Annotated in this window: 17 protein-coding genes; 16 read left to right on the top strand and 1 reads right to left on the bottom strand. The window is 35.7% G+C overall.

Annotation, left to right across the window (positions count from 1 at the left end):
- Positions 1-47 precede the first annotated feature (47 nt).
- From ODR02_RS17800 to ODR02_RS17725, 16 genes are all read left to right on the top strand, one after another.
- Entirely contained in the window at positions 48-3467 is a 3420-nt protein-coding gene (locus ODR02_RS17800) for a T9SS type A sorting domain-containing protein (protein ID WP_309512938.1), read from the top strand.
- A gap of 274 nt (positions 3468-3741) precedes the next feature.
- Complete coding sequence (gene topA, locus ODR02_RS17795) at positions 3742-6303, top strand: type I DNA topoisomerase (RefSeq protein ID WP_209786793.1); 2562 nt, start codon at positions 3742-3744, stop codon at positions 6301-6303.
- Between the two features lie 170 nt (positions 6304-6473).
- Positions 6474-7934, top strand: a complete 1461-nt coding sequence (locus ODR02_RS17790) for a T9SS type A sorting domain-containing protein (RefSeq protein ID WP_209786794.1) — start codon at positions 6474-6476, stop codon at positions 7932-7934.
- A 105-nt stretch (positions 7935-8039) separates the two neighbouring features.
- A complete protein-coding gene (locus tag ODR02_RS17785; RefSeq protein WP_309512937.1) occupies positions 8040-9110 on the top strand; it encodes a formimidoylglutamase in 1071 nt (356 codons plus the stop codon).
- Positions 9111-9113: 3 nt separating this feature from the next.
- On the top strand, positions 9114-10115 hold the full coding sequence (locus tag ODR02_RS17780) for a glycosyltransferase family 2 protein (protein ID WP_309512936.1): 1002 nt from the start codon (positions 9114-9116) through the stop codon (positions 10113-10115).
- Positions 10116-10227: 112 nt separating this feature from the next.
- A complete protein-coding gene (locus tag ODR02_RS17775; RefSeq protein WP_209786797.1) occupies positions 10228-11346 on the top strand; it encodes a glycosyltransferase family 4 protein in 1119 nt (372 codons plus the stop codon).
- Between the two features lie 36 nt (positions 11347-11382).
- Positions 11383-12273 (top strand): polysaccharide biosynthesis/export family protein, encoded by an 891-nt coding sequence (locus ODR02_RS17770; protein ID WP_309512935.1) that lies wholly within the window; start codon positions 11383-11385, stop codon positions 12271-12273.
- A 2-nt stretch (positions 12274-12275) separates the two neighbouring features.
- On the top strand, positions 12276-14774 hold the full coding sequence (locus ODR02_RS17765) for an exopolysaccharide transport family protein (RefSeq protein WP_209786799.1): 2499 nt from the start codon (positions 12276-12278) through the stop codon (positions 14772-14774).
- A 213-nt stretch (positions 14775-14987) separates the two neighbouring features.
- Positions 14988-15878, top strand: a complete 891-nt coding sequence (porG, locus tag ODR02_RS17760) for a type IX secretion system protein PorG (RefSeq protein ID WP_209786800.1) — start codon at positions 14988-14990, stop codon at positions 15876-15878.
- Between the two features lies 1 nt (position 15879).
- Positions 15880-16629 (top strand): isoprenyl transferase, encoded by a 750-nt coding sequence (locus tag ODR02_RS17755; protein WP_105684211.1) that lies wholly within the window; start codon positions 15880-15882, stop codon positions 16627-16629.
- A gap of 28 nt (positions 16630-16657) precedes the next feature.
- Positions 16658-19192, top strand: a complete 2535-nt coding sequence (locus ODR02_RS17750; RefSeq protein WP_105684225.1) for a BamA/OMP85 family outer membrane protein — start codon at positions 16658-16660, stop codon at positions 19190-19192.
- 8 nt (positions 19193-19200) lie between these two features.
- On the top strand, positions 19201-19755 hold the full coding sequence (locus ODR02_RS17745; RefSeq protein ID WP_309512934.1) for an OmpH family outer membrane protein: 555 nt from the start codon (positions 19201-19203) through the stop codon (positions 19753-19755).
- A gap of 65 nt (positions 19756-19820) precedes the next feature.
- Positions 19821-20324, top strand: coding sequence for an OmpH family outer membrane protein (locus ODR02_RS17740; protein ID WP_105684212.1), 504 nt, complete (start codon positions 19821-19823; stop codon positions 20322-20324).
- A gap of 70 nt (positions 20325-20394) precedes the next feature.
- Positions 20395-20880: an acyl-CoA thioesterase gene (locus ODR02_RS17735; protein ID WP_105684213.1), complete on the top strand. Its 486-nt coding sequence runs from the start codon at positions 20395-20397 to the stop codon at positions 20878-20880.
- Positions 20881-20912: 32 nt separating this feature from the next.
- Positions 20913-21791 carry a dTDP-4-dehydrorhamnose reductase gene (gene rfbD, locus ODR02_RS17730; protein ID WP_309513050.1) on the top strand — a complete coding sequence of 293 codons (879 nt, stop codon included), beginning with the start codon at positions 20913-20915 and terminating at the stop codon, positions 21789-21791.
- Positions 21792-21864: 73 nt separating this feature from the next.
- Positions 21865-22476 carry a hypothetical protein gene (locus tag ODR02_RS17725; protein WP_309512933.1) on the top strand — a complete coding sequence of 204 codons (612 nt, stop codon included), beginning with the start codon at positions 21865-21867 and terminating at the stop codon, positions 22474-22476.
- Between the two features lie 163 nt (positions 22477-22639).
- Here ODR02_RS17725 and ODR02_RS17720 read toward each other — a convergent pair.
- Positions 22640-22840: hypothetical protein (locus ODR02_RS17720; protein ID WP_309512932.1), on the bottom strand; the 201-nt coding region annotated here is incomplete at its 5' end.

Below are 22840 nucleotides of genomic sequence, written 5' to 3'. Positions count from 1 at the left end.
AATGGGCGTAAAAATTGCATTCCGCTAATAACACTAAACCATAAGGTATGAAAAGATTAACTGAAAAATTAGCGGCAGTTATCTGCCTGATATTATTTGGAGTCTGTTCTAAAGCTAATATCAGAGGAAGCCTTCCCTCAGCAGCATATATAAGAACGGTATGGCATGCCAAGAGCATTGACTCATTGAAAAGACCAGTCCATGAATTGACAACATTATTTCTTCCGGACTGGAAAAAAGCTCCTAACAGTTATATTTTTGATCCCAATCAGAATAGCGAAGGATTGTTGGTTCCCGTAAAGAAAGCCTATGCAATGTGGGAAGGAGGCGGATATCTTAACGGAACCGGTATTCCGGCGGGTACAGTAACTGCAGATGTTTTATGGGAAGACGTTCATGGGCTTATAAAGTCCGGAGTAAACTATGCCCTTGAAATAATGGGAACAGGGCAGGATGCTAAGATAAAGGTTCCTGTCAACAAAGCGAAAAAGGGAAATGCTGTGATTGCTCTTAAAGTAAACGGCGAAATTTATTGGAGCTGGCATATCTGGGTAACGGATGATCCTACGAATGGAGTTACCTATAGAAGTTTCAACAACGTCAAAAGAATGAAATCAGACGGAACTACTGAGGTTATTCCAGACTCCGATTGGAAATGGATGGATAGAAATCTGGGTGCCATCACAAGTTCTATCACGGCATCAGACTGGAACCGAAGTATCGGACTTCTTTATCAATGGGGACGAAAAGATCCTATTCCGCCATTGGTTACAAGAGGAAACGATTTCTACGAAGCTTCAGGATCTATAGGCAGAGTGAGGCATAGAGGGGCTAAAAATATGACCAATGCTGTAAGTATTGATGATCTCATGAAGTTTGTTCTGCTTTCTTCTGCGGAGGTTACCAATAATATAAGGCTTTCTGTAAAAAATCCTTTGAGTCTTATCTATGTCAATAAAGATGATAATTCAGGTCAGGCTTACTATAATAATAATCTTAATCTTCCTGTCAATTGGTTTGGTAAATCTACTGCCTTGCCGAGTAACAGGCTTTCAGAACTCAATCTTTGGTCAGACAATGCACAAGGAAAAATCGAAAGCATTTACAATACAGATGAAAAAGCTAAACCTTATAGAGATAAATCTCCTTATGATCCATGTCCTAATGGATGGCGTATACCCTCAATGCTGGTAGCGAATCTGGCCTCAGGATCCTATGTAGATGATATAAGAATAGATTTTTCGCCTTTCGGGGTGAAAACCAATATGGCAAGAAATGTTTTTGAAGCCAATAAATATCATATCATAAAACCTACTGATGCAGGAATTCCAGCCTTTATGACAGGGTTTAGGATTTATCCCAATCTTGGCTTTGATCTATCTGCGGTAGGAGGATATAATATGGGGATTTTTCCCGGAAACGGACAGCTTATCAGAGGAGCCCATTTAGGACAATACAGTGATCAGCATCATATTGCATTGTGGACGGCTACTTTGACTCGATTGTTTGATGCTTCTCCGGCTGTTACGGTAAGAGGTCTTTCCATGATTCCGGATAAAACACAGCCTGATATTCCGGATGCCAATTATCCTAATATTAAAGGACGTTATTATTACTTTCCAATGTCCGGAATGTATACCTCAGATGCTAACGGCTGCAGATGTATAAAAGATCCGCTATATACTATTAATGATTATGATTTCCCAACAGAATACCTGCCAGTAGCCACAGAATTCAAAGAAGGTTTCAATAACCCGAATACGTATCAGGTTGTTAAAAGCGAAACAGCCACTATTATTGAAATTCCGGTCAGTAAAGCGTTTTCTGTACAAAGCCAGTTGTTGGGTAATCTTGAGATATTAAATCCTTCCAATTTTACTAATTTAAAAACCAATGTGCTATGGACTACCAATACCTCTCTTATCAGCAGGATTCTAATGGTGAATCCTTCACCTTCATCACTGCAGGATATTATTAATTCTAAAATATCTGTAGAAATTGCTCCTAATGAAAGTGGAAATGCTGTGGTAACATTGCATAATGGCGACGTATCTTCACCTGTATATTGGAGCTGGCATATCTGGGTTACAGATTCTCCTGTAGGATCTTATTCTTATGTTACAGAAGTCCCGGAAGCAGTTACAAATTATGTGAACTATGTCAACAAAGCTGATGTTGCATTACAGACGGTCTTTATGGATCGTAATCTCGGAGCAACAGATGCTTTTCCCAACATTGTCAATCCTCAGGCGCCCACTGCTGATGAACTGTTAAAAATACGTGCCTCTACCGGACTGCATTATCAATGGGGTAGAAAAGATCCTATTCCTCCATTCCAGTATGCTGATAATAGAAGCTTTTATAATGTGTTTCTGGGAACTCCTGCTCCTAAAGGAACTGTTTCGTACACTACGCTTAATCAGTCTGAATATAACAATCTTTCAGGAAATTATATTGTACCGTATAACACGTATGCGACGTTATCAAATGTACAGTTAACGGATAAGCCAGCTGATAAAATTTCAAAAATATTATCCTATTCTGTGAAAAATCCTCTGGTATATATGATCCCAAGTACATGGGCTCCTTATAACAGTACAACACCCAATTATACGAACGGTACAGACTGGCTGGCACAGGAACCCAATTTAGCGCCTGACCGGTGGGGAAGAGGAGGTAGTAAATCACCTTTTGATCCTTGTCCTGAAGGATGGAGGATTCCTGATCTGACCAGTGTAGCTTTGGTTTCAGGTGCTGATTTCGGACAAACTCCCTGGTATAAAAAAGATAAGAATGTGGCCACATCATATAGTATTGCGACTGATTATTTGGGAGCAAGAGTGAGAAATTCGGCCAATGCTACGGTAGGGTATTTGTTTAACAATCCGGCTTATCCCATAGGAAACTACCCTGATTCCGGATCAAGAGGTTTCAGAAGTGTTATTGCCAATCAGACTTCACAGGGAACGTTCAATGTTCTCAACTTTCAGTATCCGGCTGTATGGACGGATGCTTTAAATTCAAATTACATTGGAAGGTCTATTAATGTTTTGTTTGATGCAGCTTCTACAACCAACAGGATAATGGTCTTTCATGATAATAATGATCCGTACTTCGGAACGGGATGCCGATGTGTGAAAATAGAATATGATGCCAATGGTAATGAAGAAGGTCCGCTCTCAAAAATGAATACGATATCTAAAGAACCTAGACTGAGCAAAGTAAATTCTGAACTAAAAATTAAGAATAACAAGATCTCTTTATACCCAAGCCCTTTTTCTAGTATCCTTTACATCAGGGCTACGGTGGATAAAGAGTACAGTTTTCAGGTTTTTAATGCCCTCGGTCAGCTTGTGAAATCAGGACAGTTTGTCAATAACCAGGCAGATCTCTCTTCTTTAAGTGCAGGAGTGTATGTAATAAGAATAAATAATTCAGAAGCAACTGTAAAAATTATAAAACAATAAACCATAACAAGAGGGTTGAATAGCAGAATGAGGTTTCTTGTTCTGCTTTTTCATATAGAGCATATTTCTTGCATCTATTATGGCTGGTGAAAAATTCTATATCATTCAGTGTTGATAATTACATAACAGTCTAAAACCTATACTACAAAGGATTTGTTTCTTCAAAAAATGGATGCTGAAAGAGAGTGTAAACCACTTCGATTGTTAAATTAAACCCGTTTAACAAAAAGTATATAATAAAAAAGCTTTACTTTTGCAAAAATTTTTAGTTAGAATGTCGAAAAATTTAGTAATCGTAGAGTCCCCGGCAAAAGCAAAAACTATTCAAAAATATCTAGGAAAGGATTTTGAAGTAAAATCCAGTTTCGGACATATCCGGGATCTTCCTAAAAAAGGAATGGGGATAGACCTTACTACATTCAGTCCTGATTACGAAGTTTCAGCAGACAAAAAGAAATTGGTAACCGAATTAAAGGCGGCCGTAAAGAAAGCTGATATGGTATGGCTTGCTTCCGATGAGGACCGCGAAGGAGAAGCTATTGCATGGCATCTTGCGGATGAATTGAAGCTGAAGCCTGAAAACAGGAAAAGAATTGTTTTCCACGAGATTACCAAAAACGCCATTCTAAAAGCAATCGACAATCCAAGAGATATTGATCAGAACTTAGTGAATGCCCAGCAGGCAAGAAGAGTGCTGGACAGAATCGTAGGTTTTGAAATGTCACCCGTTTTATGGAAAAAAGTAAAACCGGGACTGTCTGCAGGTAGAGTACAGTCTGTAGCAGTAAGATTAATCGTTGAAAGAGAAAAAGAAATCCGTGAGTTTAAACCAAAAGCAAGCTTTAAACTTGACGGGATTTTCCTAAATAAAACAGAGCAGGAAATTGCTGCCAAGCTGAAAAAAGACTTTGAAAAGGAAGAAGAGGCAGAAAAATTCCTGGAACAGGCAAAAACTACAGAATTTAAAGTTCTGAATGTAGAAACCAAGCCAGGTACACGTTCGGCTTCCGCTCCGTTTACAACTTCTACATTACAGCAGGAAGCTTCCTCAAGACTTGGATATAATGTAACCAATACCATGCGTCTGGCACAGAGGCTGTACGAAGAAGGGTTTATTACCTATATGAGAACAGACTCCGTAAACCTTTCCCAGGAAGCCATTGAAGGTGCTAAAAAACAAATCGTATCAGAATACGGAGCAGAATATTCTTCTCCAAGAAACTATACCACAAAATCTGCTTCAGCACAGGAAGCGCACGAAGCGATCCGTCCTACGGATTTTGGAGTAAAAACTGTAGCTGATGCACAATTAAACAGACTGTATCAATTAATTTATAAAAGAACACTGGCTTCTCAGATGGCTAATGCCAAAATTGAAAAGACAGTAATTGAAATAGGAAATGCGTCATTGCCACATCATTTTGAAGCACAGGGTGAGGTGATTATATTCGATGGTTTCCTGAAGGCTTACGGCATTGTAAAGACAGAAGAGGATGATGAAGAAAACAACGATAAGTTGTTGCCGAAAGTAACTGTAGGAGAAATATTGAACTATAAAACAATTACTGCTACTGAAAAATTCACAAGACCAAGTGCAAGATATACTGAAGCCGGATTGGTGAGAAAACTTGAAGAATTAGGGATTGGGAGACCTTCTACTTATGCTCCTACAATTCAGACCATTCAGAACAGAGAGTATGTAGATAAAAGAGAAATCGAACCGCATACCCGTGAAGTGATCAAAATGTCTTTGACAAAAGATAAGATCAAAAAAGTAGTTCTTGAAGAAAAATTCGGAGGTGATAAAAATAAATTCATTCCTACAGATATTGGTGAAGTTGTAAATGATTTCTTAACAGATAATTTCAGAGAAATCCTTGACTACGGTTTCACAGCAAGAGTAGAAGAAAGTTTTGACGAAATTGCGAGTGGCGACCAGAAATGGAAGGAAATGATGACGAATTTCTACTCGAAATTCCACCCGAGAATTGAAGATGTAGAAGAAAATGCAGACCGTGCCACAGGAGACAGATTATTAGGAGTAGATCCAAAGACCGGTAAAAATGTTCATGCAAGAATCGGAAGATTTGGAGCAATGATCCAGATTGGAGAAACGGATGATGAGGAGAAACCAATCTTTGCTTCATTAATGACAGGCCAGAATATCGCAACCATCACTTTTGAAGAAGCATTGGAACTGTTCAAGTTGCCTTTTGATTTAAGTGAAGTTGACGGACAGCCGGTTTCTGTAGGAGTAGGAAGATTTGGACCTTATGTGAAATGGGGAGAAACGTATATCAGTATTCCGAAAGGTGAAGATCCGCTTTCTGTAGATCAGAAACGTGCCGAGGAAATCATCAATGAAAAGAAAATTGCGGATGCTCCTATTGCAACGTATAAAGGAGAACCTGTAACAAAAGGAACAGGAAGATTCGGACCATTTATCAAGTATAAAGATATTTTCGTGAACGTTCCAAAGAGATATGATTTTGAAAATCTTTCTCAAAGCGATATCAATGAACTGATTGATGCTAAACTGGAAAAAGAAGCCAACCGATACATCCAGCAGTGGGAAAAAGAAAAAATTTCCATTGAAAACGGAAGATGGGGACCTTTCATCAAATTCGGAAAGGCCATGTTCAAAATTCCTAAGAAAGCTGACGACACAAAATATGATGCTGAGGAATTAAAAGAACTTTCTTTAGATGAGGTTAAAAAATGGATTACAGATCAGGATCCTAAAGCTTTTGCAGAAAAGAAAAAACCTGCAGCTAAAAAAGCGACTACTACAAAGAAAACAACAGCAGCAAAGAAACCTGCTGCCAAAAAGAAATAATAATCAGAGAAGATTGATAAAGCCGTTGACAGACCATGTTAACGGCTTTTTTTATTAAATCCTATTCTAAAGAAGATATTTCTCTTCTTATTATTTCTCATTAAATTTTTAACTTTAGCGACTTGAAAACTAATATAACAACCTGAAACATCATTTTAAAATTGAGTCTTATGTATAAAATTCTATCTATTTTAGGGCTTTTCATCACTTTGAATGCCTTTGCCCAGGAAAACCTGCTGGATACATCGTATGGTTTAAGCAGTGGATCTACGGATTTTGCATTTTATAATGGCAGTCAAATGTCCGGAGGACTGCAGATACAATCCACAACCCAACTTCCGGATGGAAAAGTTTTAGCGGTAGGCAGTAACTTTATTGCCCGTTTTACCGCCAATGGAGTATTAGATACTTCTTTTTCCAATGGGTCTGGGTATAAACTTTTCTCTCAGGGGAACTATGGTAAAATAAAACCTGCCGGAGACGGTAATTATATTATCATGGATGGTGGATATGGCGCTGTTCAGAAAATAGATGAAAATGGAAATTTTGTAAATGGTTTTACTCCTTTTAATCAGTCCGCATCCTATGCTGATATAGATATTGATCAGAATGGCAAAATTTATCTTCTGAAATATACCACTTCCAATGCCGGCTCAGATTTTAGCCTTGTACGTTTTTTACCAAACGGAACTCCGGATACTTCTTTTGGAAACGGAGGAACGCTTGCTTTAGGTCTTGCTTATAAATACAGGAGAGTTATTGTAAAAAATAACAATGAAATATTTATAGCAGGTCAGAAAATCGTTGCGGTGAGCGATCAGAGAATCGTTATTACAAAACTTCAGCCTGACGGAAACCTTGATCCTTCTTTTGGAAATGCAGGAACTTTCCAGTATTCCTATGGTCAGAATATAGATGGGAGTGCTCACCTTATGTTTCTTGATAATGGGAAAATCTTAGGATTTACTTCCGGGAGTATTTGTAATGGGAATAATTGTTTTGGGCTTGTTACGTATCGTTTGAATGCAGATGGAACTTTAGATACTACATTTAAAAATACAGGAATAAGTGTTACTCCTGTTCAGTCTGATTCAACTCCGATGAAGGTGGCGCGCCTTGCAGACAATACATTTATGGTTTCAGGAACAGGCTGGTACAATACCTATGCTTTGAAGATAGATGAAAATGGCGATCTGGATAATTCCTTCGGGCTAAACGGTAAAATTATTACGCCGCAAATGCTGAACAAGAATGTATACAATAAAGGATTCGAATTGTATGGGAACTCCATTGTACTATTTGGAATCTACTCTATCTGGTATGGATCGCAAACCAAATATGTAGGGACAGCCCGTAAATATTTTTTTAATACAAGCAGTCTGAAAACTTCAGAAGTACCATTGAATAGCGTGAAGCTCTACCCAAATCCGGTTAAGGATTTTCTACATATTACTTCCGGTGAAAAAATAATGAGCTATGACATCTATGATACAAATGGACGAATTGTATTGCATGTGGAACCTAATCAATTACAGGATAGAATTAATGTAAGCAATCTGTTATCAGGTATTTATTTTATTGATATTCAAATGGTAAAAGAAAGAGTGGTGTCAAAATTTATAAAAAATTAATTAAGAAATAATTCTTATCTTACTAAAAGTCTTCTTCAAGGAAGGCTTTTTTTGTATGTTTGTTATATCAAGCAATTAATCAATTATTACATTTCAAATTAAAATATGGATTTCGAAGACTTTATCATTTCACCAAGAAATTTCAAAACAGAAAGCTGGCAGATAGGAAGTCGGATTACTAAGGATATTAAAGAAGACAGTATTGTTCTTTTATTTGTATCAGACTACAGAGGTGCCGGCGGCGATGCAGAAGTACAGGATTTTACAGCAGTAAGAAAAGAATTTTATAAGCTTTCCCAGATGGACTTCGAAATTCCTGTTGTAGATCTTGGGGATTTGGTTTCCGGGAAATCCGTGCAGGATACTCACTATATCTTGCAGGAAGTGCTGTCCGCATGTCATTATAAAAGAGCTATTCCAGTGATTATTGGAGGTTCCAATGACTTTGCTTTTTCATTATTTTCAGCATTGAATTTTCACAAGAAAAGCATCAATTATACCCAGATCAGTAATATTATTTCTCTTCAGCAGGGAGAAACAATCAATGAACATACTTTTTTAAGTAAGATTTTTGGAGCGAAAAATTTTTCCATTAAAAATTATCATCATCTGGGGTATCAGAAACATTTAAATGAAATGGATTCTGTAAGACTCATCAAAGAAGTAGAGTTTGATATTATCCGACTGGCTGAAATGATGAATTCCACAGAAAAAACAGAACCTTTCTTCAGAAAAGCAGATCTTGTTACCGTAAATTGTGATGCTATTGAAAGCTTTAGTGAACCTTTTTCAATGAATCCACAGGTAAATGGTTTGAACAGAAGAGAAATCTGTGCCTATATGAAAGAAATCGGATTGAGTGAAAACCTTACATCTGTAGGAATTTTTAATTATAATATTTACTCGGAAAACCAACTGAATCATCAGCTTTTAGCACAGATGCTGTGGTATTTGATCGAAGGAATCAATATCCAGCATTCCCATCCGAAAGAAAGACATTATGAGCTGTTCTATGTTTTGATAGATGACAGACAATATGCATTCAGACGCGATACTTTCAGTAATTTATGGTATTTTGGTGAAGATGAAAATATAGAAAACTGCATTCCATGTTCCAGAAAAGATTTTGACGAAGCTAAAAAAGGCTGGCTGAATGCAAGACTGACGAAAATTTAATGTATGACAAATGTTCCCTCAAGAGTATCCATTATTGTTCCCGTTTATAATGTTGAAAATTATCTGACACAATGTCTTGATTCTCTGGTGAAGCAGAGTCTCTCTGATATTGAGATTATTGTAGTGAACGATGGAAGTAAGGATAACTCTGAAAAAATAATTAAAGAATTCGCACACCAATATCCTGAAAAAATAAAAGCTTTTACCAAAGAAAACGGAGGTTTAAGCGATGCCCGTAATTTTGGGATTGACAGAGCAGCCGGTGATTACATCGGTTTTGTAGACAGTGATGACTATGTCACCGAAACCATGTTCGAGGAAATGTTTCTTTTAGCCGAAAAGCATCAGGCTAAAATGGTCATCTGTAATATCCAGAAAGTGGATGAAAACGGAAAGGTTATTCAAAAACTGACCCAGCTTCCCAATATGCCGGAGAAGATAACCCTTGAAGATAACTTTTCCGTATTTTCGGATATCAGCTACTTTGCCTGCAATAAATTATTCAAAAAAGAACTTTTTAATCAGAGAAGATTTAAAAAAGGGGTTCATTTTGAAGATATTCAGCTTATTCCACAGCTTTTGCTGGAATGTGAAACCATTGCGCAGACTCAGAACTTCCATTATCAGTACCTCGAACGTACCGATTCTATTACAAAAACCCACACAGAAAAAGGACTTGATATCCTAAAAGCAGTGTCTGATGTAGAGAAAGTATTCAGAGAATCCCCTTATTCCCATAAAAATAAAGAATTGAAAAATTTTCAGATTTTTGAAGGAATTTACTCGTTTTTGGCCTATCTGGCATATGTCAAAAAAGAAGAATTATTCTATAGTATGTCTGATCAGTTAGTCCTTTTTATGAAGGAAAGACAAATAAAAATTCAAGATATATTGAAGTATAGTCGTTTTGGTAAGAATTATCTTTTATCTTTGCCTTTGAAGAAAAAGATTTTTTATCTGTTGTTTTTTGCCGGACAGAAAAGATTGATAAGAAAATTGATTTAGTAAACACAAATGTAAGTACTATTGTTTCGGTCAATAGAAAATGATAATGAAGTTCTTATACGTTCTGTTATGGTTTTTTATTTAGGAGATACAAGTGCTGAATAAGAAGAAAATGAAAAATTTTGAATTGTTCTTAAGCGGATCGGGAATACCTATTTTCTATATAAAAATAGGACTGGGTTTCGTGTTCTCCTTTTTAATTACTTTTTTTTCTATTCCTACCATTGTCAAGATTTCTAGAAGAAAGAATCTGATGGATGAGCCTGGAATAAGAAGCTCTCACCTTAGAGAAATTCCCAACCTGGGAGGAATTGCCATCTTTTATTCTATAGGAATCTGTGCCTCAATTTTTGCCTATGAATTATTTGATCTCTATAAATTCTTATTTGCCTCACTGATTATCCTGCTTTATGTAGGAGTAATGGATGATATTGTGGTCATGAGAGCCTACAAAAAACTTGTTGCACAAATTGTGGTGTCTTCATTGGTGGTTATTGGCTCAGACATTAGAATCAGAAGCTTATTTGGAATATTTGGCGTATATGAGCTGGAGTATTTTGTAAGCGTGATCTTCAGTATTGTAACATTTATTATTCTGATTAATGCATTCAACCTGATTGATGGAATAGATGGATTGGCAGGAGGATATTCTGTTATCTGCAGCGCTTTATTCGGAATCAGCTATTACCGTTTAGGAGAATATAATTATCCGCTGGTTGTGCTATCCATTATTATTATTGGAACAGTGCTGGCATTTTTATATTACAATTTATCAAATTACCGGAACCGTAAAATATTTATGGGCGATACAGGTTCTATGCTGCTGGGCTTTTTATTAGCTTTTACTTCCATTTGTTTTATAGATATTTTTATCGATAAAAAACTGATAGATGTTCCAAGATATCACCTTCAGTCTGCTCCTGTAGTCGCTGTAGCCATTCTGATTCTTCCCATTGTAGATACATTAAATGTGATTGTGGTAAGGCTTTATAACAAAAAATCACCCTTTGATGCTGATAAAAACCATATCCATCATAAACTGCTAAAATTGAATCTTACCCATAGAAGATCTACTTTTTATATTATTCTTTTCTATTTAATGATTGTAGGAGTAGCTTATTATTTAAGACACATTGATATCAATCTTTTATTACTGGTGATTGTTTCACTGGGTTTTTTTGGTGCTTATTTACCAGATTTGCTATATCGATTAAGAAATAACAAAAATTAACAATTAAATATTACTTTTGTAAACAATATTATATATATGATGAAAAACTTTAAATATTTATTTTTAATATTCCCTCTTTTAGTTACCTCATGTATTACAACAAAGGATGTCAGATATCTGCAGCCCAGTGAGAGTCTCGTAATTAATGAAGAAGGTCTTGTTCCCTACAACATCCCTGTGTACAGGATTACCAAAAATGATATCCTTAACCTTAATATTGTGACCACTCCAAAAGGAGATGCCGCACAGTTTTATTCATCTTACAATTCCTCCGGGGGAATTGGAACTGGAGCTGGAACTGCAATAAGTCCCGCCATGTCAGGTGGTAGTTCTGGAGGAGGAACAATTGGTTCTAATTCTGGTGCCAGCAGAGGAGGAAATATGAATTTCTATTTTAATGGACTGAAAGTTGACTCCAATGGGGATGTCAATGTCTTTGGAATCGGATATGTAAAAGCGGAAGGAAGAACATTAGAAGATATCAGAAAAGAAATTCAGGATAAAGTAAATGAAAATTTCCAGGAAGGTAAATCTGAGGTACGACTGAATACGGACGGGATTACTTATTATATTCTTGGTGACGTAGAAACTACGGGTCTTTCAGGAGAGAAAGTTGCCCATAAAAATACCCTTACCATTACTGAGGCTTTAGCCATTAATGGCGGACTGAACAGAACGATCGACAAGAAAGAGATCGTGATCCACAGAAAACTTCCCGAAGGAATCAAAATTGCTAAAATAGATCTTACCCGTGAAGATCTTATGAATTCTCCTTTCTATTATGTACAGAACGGAGATGAAATTTACCTGAACACAAGAGCAAAAAGCTTGAATGGATTCGGAAAAGATCCTATCCAGACTTTAACTACAGGAGTTTCGGTAATTACAACGGCATTGTCTATTTATTTACTTCTTAAAAATCTTTAGTCATGATTCCAGAAAGAGTAACCGCTACAGAGAAGAATAATTCTCAGAAAGAAAAGTATGGATCGTTTGCGTTATTTGATTTAGAGCACTTTTTAAGAAGAATCCTTAAAAACTGGTACTGGTTTGTATTTATGTTTCTTATCGGATATGCTCTTGCATGGGGATACAGTAAATACTATGCACAAAATATTTATGCATCAGATTTATCATTAAGTACTTCCAGTAAGGGATCTGAGTTTTTACCAACACAGTCTAATCAGTCTATCAACTTCATCTGGGGAGATACTGGAAATCAGGATGGACTTTATTTGAAGAAAATGCTTTTATCCAGATCACACAACGAATTTTTGGTGAAAGAACTGGATCTTTTTGTTAATTATTCTACTAAGGGACTGATAAAATCCACTTACCTTGATAAAGATGATTCACCGGTCTTTCTTCAGATTGATAAAAAACATCTTCAGCAGATTAATTATCCTATTACCCTGATACCCAAAGGAGATGGAGCATATCAAGTGGTTTTACCGGAAGAAGGAGAATCTACAAACCTGTATAGCTATGAGGTAGAAGGCTTTCAGAGTATCAATCCATACAGCAGACCCGCTGATAAAATCATTAAAATCAATGAGTGGTACAATTCTCCTAACCTGAGATTCAGACTTCTTAAAAATCCTGTTCCTGCTAAAATCCAGTTGGATAATATCATTGTAAACCTGAACTCGGTCAATGAGAGTGTTAATGAAATTGTTTCCACTACAGGCGTTGATTTTGATAAAGAAATCAGATCCATTATGATTATTACCAAAAAAGGATATAATCTTAACGGGACGGTTAATTTCCTAAATAAATCTGTTGCAGAACTACAAAAAAAGAGATTAGCAGACAAAAATATTATTAATAAGAATACAGATATCTTTTTAAAAGACAATCTGGATAATATCCGTAAAAAACTTGATTCAAGTGCAAACGTACTGAATTATTTAAAAACTTCGGAAAAGCTTTATAACATTAAAGACCGTGATGAAAAATCTCTGGAGAAAATAAAAGATTTAGAAGCTAAAAAAGCAGATATCATAAGTAAAATCAACTCTCTAAACAATATCAAAAACACCCTGCAGTCTCAAAATTTTGATAAAATGATTGGGACCAATGCAGCAGGTTTTGAAGATGGATTGTTTTCAGCAACGGTTTCTGAACTTAAAGCTCTGTATACCAAAAAAGCAGAAATGGCTTCTATTTATAAACCGTCATCAGAGCCGATGAGAGAAATCAACAGGCTTATTGATGAGGCAAGAATGGGATCATCCAACAGCTTAAGAGGATATTATAACAGATATTATGATGAAATCAATAAAATTGATCGTGATATTTCAGGAGCCAACTCAGATTTAGCTTCTTATCCTGAAAAAGAAAGAAAGTATCTGGACGCAGAGAGAGGATATAATATGATTGAGGCCACTTACAATAGTCTTTTGGGAAGACAGAGTGATACTAAGATGAGAATGGCAACCAATCAATCTGATATTACAGTGATTGACCCTGCTAAAAATCTGGGGCAAAGAGCTATAGGACCTAATGTAAAGTTAGCAAAGACTGCCATTATCTCTGGATTAATGCTGCTTCCATTACTGTTTATCTTTGTAGGTGAAGTATTGGATAGTAAAATCAGAAATATCAAAGAACTCTTAGGCGCTACGAAAATTCCACTGCTTGGGGTAATAGGAAATAACAGCAATGAAAATATGCTTACCGTTCTGGAGCAGCCGAAATCATCTGTATCAGAGGCTTTCAGGGGAATAAGAGCCAATATGAGATTCTTGATGGAAAATGAAAGTGAAAAAGGTAAAGTTATTTTGATTACATCATCCATTGGAGGAGAAGGAAAAACTTATATTTCTATCAATCTGGCATCTGTAATAGGATTAAGTGACAAAAAAACAATCTTATTAGGCATGGACCTTAGAAAGCCAAAAATCTTTGGAGACTTTAAAATTGATAACAAATACGGTATTTCAAACTACCTTACAGGAGAAGTAAGTATTGACCAGATTATTAACAAAACCAAGATTCCTAATCTTGATGTTGCTACTTCAGGTCCTATCCCGCCAAACCCTTCTGAACTTTTAATGAGCCAGAGAAATATCAGGTTTATAGAAGAACTTAAAGAAAAATACGATTTCATTATTATAGATTCACCTCCTGTAGGTCTTGTGGCTGATTCATACGAGCTCATGAAGCATTCTGATGCTAATCTCTATGTAGTACGTCATGAATACACAGAAAAGTATATGCTGAAAATGATTACTGAAAAGTATCATAATGATGAAGTTAATAATTTAGGGCTTGTTTATAATGACTATAATACAAAACAAGGTTACGGATATGGCTACGGTTATGGCTACGGATATGGTTATGGTTATTTTGATGAAGATAAAAATTATAAAGAGCCGTTACTGATAAGGATCAGAAATAAAGTACAGGTATTATTCAACAAAAAATAAAGCATTAAACCCTCATTTAATGGGGGTTTTTTCATATTTAGAGTATTTTCATTCTATGAAAAAAAGAATATTTTTGCCACTTTGCCGTTTACTTTATAACAAATTATGTTTTTTTGTTTATTTTTAACTAAACATTAAGATTATCATTAATATAAAAATGTTTTATATTTGCAAAAATTAAATTTTAAAATAACCATAAATCCATATTCTTTTATGAATAAAAAATTATTGTTTAGCTTCCTTGCCTTCCTTGGAGTGGTAAGTGTTAAAGCACAAAGAAACGAATTGGGAGTTCGTCTAGGTATGAGTAACCTAGTGGGAGATGTAGGAAGGACAAATTATATTTTACAGAAGCCGTTGGATTTAAGCAGAGCGTCAGATTGGGGCATCCCATTTTATGGTGGTTTATTATACAGATTTAATTTTAACCCGCATCAGACTGTTAGATTGGATTTAGGATATAACCAGATTCAGTTTAGTGATAAAGCGGCGAAAGAAGATTATAGAAGAAATAGAAACTCATACGGAAAAAATAATGTGTATGAGGCGAGTTTAATGTTTGAATATAACTTTTTCCCAGTAAATAATGAGCAGATCAGCATGCTGAGCCCTTACATCTTCGGAGGTGTCGGTGCTTTGATGTTTGACGCTCCTAAAGCAACCCTTGTGAATGATTTCAGAAGAGATGCGGATGGTGTAGCACAGGCTCCAATCAATGAATTGGATTTCACAACTACAACAGACTATTCATTAGGGAAAAAAGTAACAATGCATATTCCTTTTGGGGTTGGTTTGAAGTATAAATTCAACCATTCATGGGCTATATTTGCAGAAGCTACATTCAGATATACATTGACGGATCAGTTGGATTATAGTAAGATCCTTTCCAAAGATGTAAAAACTTCTTTTAATGCTGATATTTTGGACCCTGCTACAGGTGGTTCATTATTACAGTCAGGAAATTACTATGCAGTTTCTAAAGAAAGAGAAGCAGAGTTTATTAAAAAGAGAAATATTGGAGATGACAGATCCAACGACTGGATAAATACTTTCAGTTTAGGACTGACATATTCGTTCGGAAGACCTCCATGTTATTGTGAATAATATGTCGTTGATAAAAGAAAAAATAAATTCTGAGAATTTACCAAAACACGTAGCCATCATTATGGATGGTAATGGAAGATGGGCAAAATCTCGTGGCGAAGAAAGAACCTTCGGTCACAAAAATGCCATTAATGCAGTAAGAAATGCCATTAATGCATGTAATGAGATTGATATCCCTTATTTAACACTGTATACATTCTCTTCAGAAAATTGGAATCGTCCAAGTGAAGAAGTGAATACCCTTATGAATCTGTTGGTAGAGACCCTGCTTCTGGAAGCAGAAGAGATCTTCAGCAAAGGATTAAGAATGCATGTTATAGGGAATCTTGAAAAACTGCCTACATTAGTGAAAGAGCAGTTGGAACGTGTGGTAGAACTTACAAAAGAAAACACAAAAGGAAACCTTGTATTGGCTATAAGCTATGGCTCACAAAATGAAATACTGGAAGCCGTAAAAAATATAAGTTCTGATGTAAAAGAAGGAAAAGTAGAGATAGAAAATATTAACGAAAGTCTATTTGAAAACTATCTTTATACAAAAGATTTTCCTCCTGTAGATTTACTGATCAGAACCAGCGGCGAAATAAGGATAAGCAACTTCCTGCTTTGGCAGATTGCTTATGCAGAATTGCAGTTTTTAAATGTTCTGTGGCCGGATTTCACCAAAGACATTTTCTTCCAATGTATTGTTGATTATCAAAACAAAGAAAGAAGATATGGTTTAACCGGTGAGCAGGTAAATGGCCAATAAAATTTTAAGAAAAGAAAGACTCGATAAAATGAAGTTTAGACTATTACCCATCATTATGTTTGCTGCTTCTGCACATTTTTATGGACAAGTAACTCCACAAGACAGCACAAAAGTAAATAATGCTGTACATGCAGAAAATGAGGCAGGAACTTATACACTTAAAGACATCGTTGTAGATGGGGTAAAAAAATATACACCAGCTCAGATCTTAAGATTTACGGGCCTTACAAAAGGAGAGAGTGTAGACATTCCGGGACAGAAAATCAGCAACGCTGTAAAAAAACTTTGGGATACCCAATCTTTTTCTGAAGTGGAAGTTTATGTTCAAAGCATTGAAGGACAGACGATTGTTCTGAAATTTTACCTGCAGGATCTGAAAGAACTTGGAGAAGTGAAATTTGCTGGAAAAGGAATCGGTAAATCTAAAAGTGAGAAACTGGCAAAGGATAACAACCTTAAACCAGGAACTAAGATCACTCAGAACTTGGTTTCAAGCCTTAAAACCAATGTCCCTAAAGACTACATTAAGAAAGGTTTTGCTGATGCTAAAATCACGATTCAGGATAAAGTAAATGCAGGAGATCCTGCTTTAGTAGACTGGACAATCAATGTAGATAAGGGTAAAAGAATTAAAATCGACCATATTGAATTTGAAGGAAATGAAAATGTAACCGACAGAAAGCTTAGAAATAATGCTTTCAAAGAAACGAAACAAAAACGTTTTGGGATCGGTGGTATTTTAAAATCCTCAAAATTCATTGAAGATAAATATCAGGAAGATAAACAAAGCCTTATCAGTTATTACAACTCCCTTGGATATAGAGATGCTAAAATCGTTTCAGATTCTGTATGGAGAAATAAGAGAAATAACTACGAAATCAATGTAAAACTTAACGAAGGTAAAAAATATTATATCGGGGACGTTACGTTCACGGGAAATACGGTATACGCTACAGAATATTTACAAAGATTATTAGGATATAAAAAAGGTGATATTTACGATGCTGTAGGATTCAACAAAAAAGTTGGTGAAGACGGAGGAAAAGAAGATGATTCAGATATCAAATCTGTTTACATGAACAATGGTTATCTTTTCTCCAATGTAACTCCTGTTGAAAAATCAGTATCAGGAGATGCCGTAAACCTTGAAGTTAGAATTAACGAAGGAGAACAGGCTACCTGGAATAAAGTAACATGGCAGGGGAACACTACAACCCATGACCACGTGATTCTTAGAGCTTTAAGAACGAAGCCGGGAGAGCTATTCAAGAAAACGGAAATTAAAAGAACCTATTTCGATTTAGCAGGAATGTCATTCTTTGACCCTCAGCAGATCGGTCAGGATATTCAGCCAAATCAGGTGGATAATACCGTAGATATCAACTGGAAACTTGTAGAAAAAGGATCTTCTCAGGTTCAGTTACAGGCAGGTTACGGTGGTAACAGCTTTATCGGGACTTTAGGATTGACATTTAATAACTTCTCATTAAAGAACTTCCTTAAGTTTAAAGACTTCAAACCTGTGCCTCAGGGAGACGGACAAACGTTCTCTATTCAGGTTCAGGCAGGACAGTACTTCCAGAACTATGGAGTATCATTTACAGAACCTTGGTTATTTGGTACAAGACCAACAGCTCTTTCTGTAAGTTTGAACAACTCCAGAGTAAGATATACAGATCAGTACGGAGCTGCTCAGAAATTGAACATCTTCTCCGCTTCAGTAGGATTAAACAGACTATTGAACTGGCCGGATGATTATTTCTCACTTTACACAGGATTACAGTTCCAGAAGTATGACTTCAATAACTACCCATTCCAGTTTGGAGATACTACAGAAACAAATGGTACTGCCAATAACTTCAGTGTCAACCTGGGATTGAGCAGAAACTCTGCAGGTATTGACCCGATTTTCCCAACAATGGGATCCAATATTGAGCTTTCAGCAAAACTGACTCCTCCATACTCATTGTTTAAGAAGAAAGATTACTCCACTATGTCAGCTATTGACAAATATAAGTGGATGGAATTCTATAAAATCAAGTTTAAAGCAGATGTTTACAATGAAATCATTGGAAAATTGGTCTTGAGATCTTCCGCAGAAATGGGATTCATGGATGGATATAACAGCCAATTAGGTGCTCCGCCATTTGAAAGATTCTACATGGGAGGTACAGGTCTTTTCGGAGGGAGATATGACGGTAGAGAATTAATCCCTTTAAGAGGTTATGAAAATGCAAGTACAGAAGGAGGACAGGCAGATGATATTACGCAGAAAGGTGGAGGTACAATCTATAACAGATTTACTTTAGAATTAAGATACCCAATCTCTATGAGCCAGACTGCAAAAATCTACGCTTTGACATTCGCAGAAGGTGGTAATGTATGGAATTCATGGAGTTCTTACAGCCCATTCCAGCTGAAAAGATCAGTCGGAGTCGGGGTAAGAGTGTATATGGGAGCATTTGGATTGATCGGATTTGATTTTGCACTTGGTCTTGATAAGACAATTTCAGGTGATAAGTCTGGATGGAGAAACCACTTCTTGATGAACCAAACATTATAATTACAAATATGAAGCACTTTAAAATAATTTTCACATTCGCATTCCTTTTGCTTTTTGGGTTAAACAATGCCCAGAAAATCGGAGTAGTGGATACGAATGAAATTTTGAATAAATTACCTCAGTATAAAGAGGCTGAAGCAAGATTAAACTCTCAGATCGATACCTGGGAATCCGAACTTCAAAATCTTCAGACTGAATATGAAAGAAAAAAGGCTGCTTTTGAAAGTGAAAAAGTTTTATTGATAGGTGACCAACTTAAACTTAGAGAAAAGGAAGTTACAGACCTTGATAAAAATATTAAAACGACAACAAGCTTACGTTTTGGAGCTAACGGTGAGATCACAAAACTGAGAACAAATCTGGTTCAGCCTTTTCAGGATCAGATCTGGGGAGCTATCAAAACAATGTCCGAAAAAAATGGCTTGGGCATAGTTCTTGATAAAAGCAATAACATTAGTGTTATTTTCCTTCAGTCAAAATATGATTACACAGAAAAAGTATTGTCTATCCTGTTAAAAGGAACAGATAAGAAGGAAAAAACAAATAGCAAAGGAAAAAAATAATAAGAAAATTAACTTTTGCTATATTTTAAAATCTAAAAACAAATTAAATTATTTATTTACCAGTTATGAAAAAATTAAGTGTATTATTTGCAGCAGTAATGATGGTTGTATCTGTAGGTATGGCAAAAGCTCAAAAAATTGCTACTTTAGATGTAATGGGAGTTCTTAACGCTATGCCGGAGAAAAAGAAAGCAGATGCTGATCTTAAAACATTCTTAGATACTAAACAAGCTGAGATTAAGAAAAAAGCTGACGCAGCTCAAACTAAATATCAGCAATATCAAACTGAAGCTCCTAAGAAAACAGCTGACGAAAACACAGCAAGAGAAGCAGAAATGAAAAAATTAGCTGAAGAAATCCAGCAAATGCAGGACAAAGCTCAAAAAGATCTACAAGCTAAGCAAGATGTAGCTTTCGGTCCTATTGAGAAAAAGCTAAATGATGCAGTAGAAAAAGTAGCTAAAGCTAATGGATATGACTATATTATGGATGCAAACTCAACAGCATTCCTTTATAAAGCAGGACCAGACGCAACTGCAGCTGTGAAGAAAGAATTAGGAATTCAATAATTTCAGCAAATTAACAAAGATTTATAAAACTAACCACCTCTTTTAGAGGTGGTTTTTTTATTTTTGCGGAATGGAAAAAGAAGTATCAACTACGGTCAAAGTTAGGTTTAGTGACTGTGATCCGATCGGACATCTGAATAATGTAAAATATCTTGATTATATGTTCAATGCTAGAGAAGATCATGTAGAAACATTTTATGGGTTTACCTATGAAGAATATACCAAGAAAACCGGCTGTACCTGGATTGCCATTCAAAATGAAATAGCCTATTTAAAAGAAGTAAGGTATAACACACAGGTAGTCATCAGCAGCAAAACCATCGATGTACAGGATAGAACAGCAAAAGTTGAAATTCTGATGAAAAGTCTGGATGAAAAGACAATTCATGCTGTACTTTGGGTGACCGTTATCTATTTTAATGTTAAAACAAGAAAATCTGAAGTTCATCCTCAGGATATCAAAGAGATTTTTGATAAGTTTTATGTAGATCTTATCCAAAAAGACTTCCAGTCTAGAGTGAAGTTCTTAAGATCTCAGAATGCCAAAAACTCTTAACCCCATTTCTTATTGAAGGTTCCAACTTAAAAATTAATAATAAACAAATGAAAAAAATAGCAGTAATAGGTAGTAACGGACAATTAGGAAACTGCATAAAAAAAATAGCTCCTGACTTTGAACACCAATATGAATTCTTATTTACAGATTCATCCACTTTAGATGTTACCAATGAAGAGCAGGTGAATGATTTCTTTTATGATAACAAACCTGATTATTGCATCAACGCTTCTGCATACACAGCCGTTGACCTGGCAGAAAAGGAAAAGGAAAAAGCTTTTGCGGTAAATGCTGATGGAGTAGCTCACCTTGCTCAGGCCTGTACAGATTATAAATCTGTTCTTATCCACGTTTCTACAGACTATGTTTTTGATGGTACTACAAATCTTGCGTACTCTGAAGATGATTTTACTAATCCGATAGGAGTATATGGAGCATCAAAAAGAGAAGGAGAGGAGCGTGCTCTGGAAATCAATCCTAAAACAATCATCCTGAGAACTTCATGGCTGTACTCTGAGTTTAATAAAAACTTTGTGAAAACAATGTTGAACCTTTTCTCTCAGAAAGAAGAGTTGGGAATCGTTGCTGATCAGTTTGGACAGCCAACCAATGCAAACGATTTGGCAGAAGCAATTATGGAGATCATCGAAGCTCCACAAAAGACCTATGGAATTTTCCACTTCTCAAACTATCCGGAGACAACCTGGTTTGAATTTGCCAAAAAAATTGCTGAATTTTCAAAATCATCAGTAAAATTAAATCCGTTGACAACCGAGCAGTATCCAACACCTGCCAAAAGACCTGTGAGAAGTACCATGTCTTTGGATAAAATAGAAGAAGTCTACAAAATAGAACCTAAACATTGGGAAAATAGCCTTGAAGAATGTGTTGATATACTTTCAAACCCATAATATATATATGAAAAATATTGCAATACTCTTTTCCTTATTATGTATCCAGCTGTGGAGTGCACAAAATGTCTATATGACGAAAGTCGAAAAAACAAATGACAACTCAGATAAATTCTTCTACAGAAAAGAATCCGCCGGAGATGCTGTTTATTTAGGAGAAGTAGAAGTACAGGGCTTTTCAAAAGATGATGCACTAGTATTTTCCTTAGTATATAAAAAAGCAAAAGAGATTGGTGCCAATACATTTGAATTAAAACCCTTCGAAAATGTAGATGGTACCCCTCAGGCATTCAATGCTGCCAATTATAAAATTGCGTTATATTATACACCTAAAGAAAAACTGGTAACTAAGCATGGAGAGATGTATATATTTGCCTCCTCTGAAAAAGATCAGAAAATAAGTATCAATCGTAAAGATTACACCATTTCTCCCAGATCATTTTTAAAATTAAAATTTATGCCGGGAGAAATCTATACCATCTCCACCAAGAAGCTTTTAGGATCTACAGTAAAAGTTCAGCCAAAAATCAATGATGATGATATTTATTTTCAGGTTTCCTCTTTAAAAGTGAAACCGGATAACTCAGGAGTAGGAGGTTTAAACCTTAAATCCGGAGATATCATTGGTCTGGAGAAGTCTTATGCAGAATTTTTGAGCGTGATCTATAAAGAAAGTAAACCTTAAATATCACTTATAATAACAATCTCGCTGGTTTTACTTTATATGAATTTAAATTGAGTGGATTTTGTTTAAAATTTTTCTCACTTTGTATCAGTGGCTTATGTTCAAATATTACGTGGATATGACATTTATGTTAAATAAAGTTGTTTTGCGTTACAATAAGTTGTTATCTTTGCCCCACTGAAAAACGAGAGTAGTTCAGTAGCGCAGAAAAGCTTTTAGATAAGCAGAGACAATATGATACTTCAAAAAGAGACAAACAAAAAACTTTAATTTTTTTATAAAAAAGAGTTGCGGGTTTAAAAAGAGTTTGTATCTTTGCAGTCCCAATTACAGGGAGCGCAGGAGTAGATTGATTGAGGGTTTG

Source organism: Chryseobacterium sp. CFS2 (assembly GCF_036543225.1).
GTDB lineage: Bacteria > Bacteroidota > Bacteroidia > Flavobacteriales > Weeksellaceae > Chryseobacterium > Chryseobacterium culicis_A.
The sequence above is the reverse complement of the archived record's forward strand: the minus strand, read 5'-3'. Positions and strand labels throughout refer to the sequence as shown.

Excerpts from the sequence above, each read along its gene's own strand:
- ODR02_RS17800 (WP_309512938.1), top strand. The coding sequence starts at position 48 with ATGAAAAGATTAACTGAAAAATTAGCGGCAGTTATCTGCCTGATATTA.
- topA (WP_209786793.1), top strand. The coding sequence starts at position 3,742 with ATGTCGAAAAATTTAGTAATCGTAGAGTCCCCGGCAAAAGCAAAAACT.
- ODR02_RS17790 (WP_209786794.1), top strand. The coding sequence starts at position 6,474 with ATGTATAAAATTCTATCTATTTTAGGGCTTTTCATCACTTTGAATGCC.
- ODR02_RS17785 (WP_309512937.1), top strand. The coding sequence starts at position 8,040 with ATGGATTTCGAAGACTTTATCATTTCACCAAGAAATTTCAAAACAGAA.
- ODR02_RS17780 (WP_309512936.1), top strand. The coding sequence starts at position 9,114 with ATGACAAATGTTCCCTCAAGAGTATCCATTATTGTTCCCGTTTATAAT.
- ODR02_RS17775 (WP_209786797.1), top strand. The coding sequence starts at position 10,228 with ATGAAAAATTTTGAATTGTTCTTAAGCGGATCGGGAATACCTATTTTC.
- ODR02_RS17770 (WP_309512935.1), top strand. The coding sequence starts at position 11,383 with ATGATGAAAAACTTTAAATATTTATTTTTAATATTCCCTCTTTTAGTT.
- ODR02_RS17765 (WP_209786799.1), top strand. The coding sequence starts at position 12,276 with ATGATTCCAGAAAGAGTAACCGCTACAGAGAAGAATAATTCTCAGAAA.
- porG (WP_209786800.1), top strand. The coding sequence starts at position 14,988 with ATGAATAAAAAATTATTGTTTAGCTTCCTTGCCTTCCTTGGAGTGGTA.
- ODR02_RS17755 (WP_105684211.1), top strand. The coding sequence starts at position 15,880 with ATGTCGTTGATAAAAGAAAAAATAAATTCTGAGAATTTACCAAAACAC.
- ODR02_RS17750 (WP_105684225.1), top strand. The coding sequence starts at position 16,658 with ATGAAGTTTAGACTATTACCCATCATTATGTTTGCTGCTTCTGCACAT.
- ODR02_RS17745 (WP_309512934.1), top strand. The coding sequence starts at position 19,201 with ATGAAGCACTTTAAAATAATTTTCACATTCGCATTCCTTTTGCTTTTT.
- ODR02_RS17740 (WP_105684212.1), top strand. The coding sequence starts at position 19,821 with ATGAAAAAATTAAGTGTATTATTTGCAGCAGTAATGATGGTTGTATCT.
- ODR02_RS17735 (WP_105684213.1), top strand. The coding sequence starts at position 20,395 with ATGGAAAAAGAAGTATCAACTACGGTCAAAGTTAGGTTTAGTGACTGT.
- ODR02_RS17725 (WP_309512933.1), top strand. The coding sequence starts at position 21,865 with ATGACGAAAGTCGAAAAAACAAATGACAACTCAGATAAATTCTTCTAC.